Origin of the sequence: uncultured Sphingomonas sp. (assembly GCF_946477935.1) — a bacterium.
GTDB lineage: Bacteria > Pseudomonadota > Alphaproteobacteria > Sphingomonadales > Sphingomonadaceae > Sphingomonas.
On sequence record NZ_CAMLAC010000300.1, the window covers coordinates 1 to 3,631 of the forward strand.

The 3,631-nt window shown below is 69.3% G+C and carries 3 protein-coding genes; all 3 read right to left on the bottom strand.

Annotated elements, in window-relative coordinates:
• Positions 1–1,131: ROK family transcriptional regulator (locus tag Q0U08_RS18790; protein ID WP_298093257.1), on the bottom strand; the 1,131-nt coding region annotated here is incomplete at its 3' end.
• Between the two features lie 135 nt (positions 1,132–1,266).
• Entirely contained in the window at positions 1,267–2,736 is a 1,470-nt protein-coding gene (locus Q0U08_RS18795; protein WP_298093258.1) for a carboxylesterase family protein, read from the bottom strand.
• Complete coding sequence (locus Q0U08_RS18800; RefSeq protein ID WP_298093259.1) at positions 2,733–3,491, bottom strand: GDSL-type esterase/lipase family protein; 759 nt, start codon at positions 3,489–3,491, stop codon at positions 2,733–2,735. The genes Q0U08_RS18795 and Q0U08_RS18800 overlap by 4 nt, the downstream gene beginning before the upstream one ends.
• Between the last annotated feature and the right edge of the window lie 140 nt (positions 3,492–3,631).

Below are 3,631 nucleotides of genomic sequence, written 5' to 3' on the forward strand. Positions count from 1 at the left end.
GTCCTGCGCCATGGCGGTGGGCATGATGCGCGCGCGGGTGGGGAGGGAGACGCCATCGAGGGCGGCGGTGAGCCGTTCGGCGAGGCGGGCAATGAGCGGGCCGGGGAGGCGGCCGCCGATCAGGATCGCATCGGGATCGAACAGGCAGGTGATCGCCACGCAGGGCTGCACCAGGGCACGCACCGCATCGGCGATCCAGGCGGCGATCACCGCTTCCTCCTCCTCGCATCCGGTGGGCAGCGCGGCGATCGTCTCCACCGGGCAACCCGCCGCGGCGAGGCGGGCGCACAGCGCCGTCACCGACACGGTATCCTGCACCGTGGCGTCGGGGCGCGGGCCGCCGGGATCGGGCATCAGGCCGATCTCGCCGCTGCGTGCATGGGCGCCGCGATGATAGGTGCGGTCGATGACGGGGCCGCCACCAAGCCCGGCACTGATCAGCAGATAGAAGAAGCTGGGGTGATCGAAGGCCGGGCCGTACTGCGTTTCGCCCAGCGCCGCCGCCGCCGCGTCATTGTCCCGGTGGATCGACCAGGGGAGGACGGGGCCGAGCAGGGCGACGATATCGGTCTCGTTCCACGCCTCATAGCCGTCCGGCTGGTGCGGCATGCGGATGCGGCCGAGATCGTCGGGCATCGCGACCCCGACACCCAGCACCCGGTTGCGGTCGATGCCGCCGGCCGCGATCGCGCCGTCCAGCTCGGTCTGGACAAAGGCGACGACCTGGTCAGGGCGGGCAAAGGCGATCTCGCGCGTGACGCGGCTGCGCACCTCGCCCGTCAGGTCGAGCGTGACCAGCGTCAGGTGATCGCGGTCGATGTTCAGGCCGATGCCGAACGCGCCGTCAGGCGCCACCTGAAGCCGGAGCGCCGGCTGGCCGCGCCCGCCCTGGCGGCGACCGGCGGTGCGGACCAGCCCCATGTCGATCAGACGTCCGGTGATGTTGGCGATGGTCGGTGCGGTCAGCCCGGTCTGCTGCGCGATCTCCACGCGGGTGGTGTCGCGGTTGAGGCGGATCGCCTGGAGAACGGTGCGCAGGTTGTAATCGCCCGCACGTTCGAGGTTAGTGCCGGACAAGCCCCGTGACAGCCGCGCCGCGCGTGCCTCGGCCCCCACCGATTCAGGTCGCATATCCCTGGTAATCGCCAGTCCCATCCCGCTCTCCCCATGTCTCCCCACGCTTATATGCTTCGCGGGATGCCCTGCCGGGTCAACATCTTTTATAGACCTGCACGATACCAAAACCCTACCTTTTGGAAATAGGCTTCATGGCACGGATCGTAACGCACAGATCGGGCGCAGATCCGCCCTTGCGGTCGTCTGCGTCTGACCGAAGGACAGGTAGGCGCGGGTCTTTACGTCATAGGCGGGCCAGCGTGGCAGACCCGCGCCATTAGGGTCGCCGGTCTTCACGAAGTTGAGCCAGTAATGGGCGACCGGCGGCGCACCGGGCGCGGGCAATGCGAAGACCGAGGCCAGCTCGCTGGCGTGGCTGACGCTGCCGCCCGGCGGGGCATAGTCGAACTGATACTGGAAAACGGGCACGCCGCGTGCGGCATTGGCCGCGCTTATCGCGATCGTCGGGCAACGAAAGGTGAGGTCGTTGGCGAGTTGCAGCGTCACGTCACCCAGGCGCGGATCGTCGATCGGGGTGCCGCCGGGCTGCAGCCCGTAAAAGGCAAGCGCCCGACCGGCGCCGGCGCCGAATTCGCGGCGTACCGTGTCGGCGGCGGCGGGCAGGCCGCCATGCAGCGTCAGTTCCTTTGCATTGACGCCGATCAGCAGCGGTCCGCGGTGGAAGCGGCGCGCGGCAAGGGCGGCGGCGGGCGCTTCGCGCAGGAAACGCCCGTCGACCACCGCCTGCAGCCAGATGAAGCTGGCATCGGCGAGGCCGGGGACGGCCGCGTCCTTGTCTGCCGCGAGCAGGCGGGCGACCGGGAGCCCACGCAGCGCGGCGGCGGAGGCGCGATCGGGCAGGCCGGCGCGGCGCGCGATGATCGTGCCCACGACCTCGTTCTGGCGGAGCGAACGGGGGGGCACGCCGAAGCCCGGGGTGCCGCTTTCCGCGATGGCGCGAGCAAACAGCGCCTGCGACGCAGGGGCGAGGCGGTGGAGGCCGACATCCTGCGCGCCGGCCGATTCCCCGGCGATCGTCACGCGGGCGGGATCGCCACCAAAGGCGGCGATGTTGCGGCGGACCCAGTCGAGCGCCGCCCGCTGGTCCATCAGCCCGTAATTGCCCGACGCGCCGCCCTGTTCGCGGGTGAGCGCGGGATGCGACATAAAGCCGAGCGCGCCGAGGCGGTACTGGATCGATACCAGCACGATACCCTGATCGGTGATGCGCGATTCGACGGTGCCGCCGCCCGATCCGGCACGGTTCGAGCCGCCATGGATCCATATCATGACCGGCAGCTTCGCATCGGCAGCAAGACGCGGCGTGCGGATGTCGAGAAACAGGCAATCCTCATTGCCGGTTTCCGCCGCACGGCGGTTCCATTCGCCCGACATGGTTTGCGGGCAGGCGGCATGTTCGGCGACCGTGTCGCGCGGGGTCGTCCAGCGCGCCGGGCGCACGGGTGCGCGCCAGCGCCGGGGGCCGACCGGGGGCGCGGCATAGGGGATGCCGCGAAACACCGCACCGGCCCCGTCCATCGCCCCACGAACCGGGCCGTCATCGGTGGCGACCACCGGCCCGGCGGCGGCAAGCGCCAGAGTAAGGGCGAGCGCGATCATCGCACGATCGCGCGTGGGGCGGGTTTGGCGAGCGCGGCCTTGAACGCAGCCTCCGCCACCGGCCCCATCGCGGCATAGCCCGCCTTGTTGGGGTGGACGCCGTCATAGGTCAGCGACGCGCGCAACGCCTGACCGTCATGAAGCGCGGACCAATAATCGGCATAGGTGTTGCCGGTCTTCGCCGCATACGCCTTCAGCCAGGCATTCATTGCGGCGATCTTCGGTGCGGTGTCGAGGCCGGGGCGCCAGGGAAAGCCGTCCGCCGGCGGGATCGAGGCGAAGATCACGCGAATGCCGTGCGCGCGCGCCAGTTCGGCCATCGACATGATGTTGGCCTGGGTCTGTTCGGGCGTCATCGGACCGGTATTGCCGGCGATGTCGTTCGTGCCGGCCATGATCTGCACGACGGCCGGCTTCAGGTCGATCACGTCCTGACGGAAACGGAGCAGCATCTGGGTCGTCGTCTGTCCACCGATGCCGCGACCGATGCGGCCGGGGGTGAAGAAGGCGGGCACCATGTCGAACCAGCCCTGGGTGATCGAATCGCCCATCAGAACGATGCGCGGCGCATTCGGGGTGGGGCGGAGCGCGGCGTTGTCCGCCTGATACCGCTTCAGATAGGCGAAGTCGTTGTGCAGGCGTTCTTCCCATTCGCGTTCCCACTGGCTCTTCTGTTCGGCCGTGGGAGTGGATTGGGCGATTGCCGGGGCGGGGACACAGGCGAGCAGTGCTGCAAGGATCAGGCGCTTCAACATGGTCTGCAACACTCTCCTGAAATGTGGTGGCCCGATCGTTCGATACGGTGCCTTTGGCGGTAACTTGCCCCTCCCCTTCAGGGGAGGGGTTGGGGTGGGGCCTTTCGGCGGGCACCGCGTATGAGGAAGCGCCCCACCCC

What these genes read in the sequence shown, in the direction of transcription:
- Q0U08_RS18795 (WP_298093258.1), bottom strand. Translation starts at nt 2,736, where the DNA reads ATGATCGCGCTCGCCCTTACTCTGGCGCTTGCCGCCGCCGGGCCGGTG.
- Q0U08_RS18800 (WP_298093259.1), bottom strand. Translation starts at nt 3,491, where the DNA reads ATGTTGAAGCGCCTGATCCTTGCAGCACTGCTCGCCTGTGTCCCCGCC.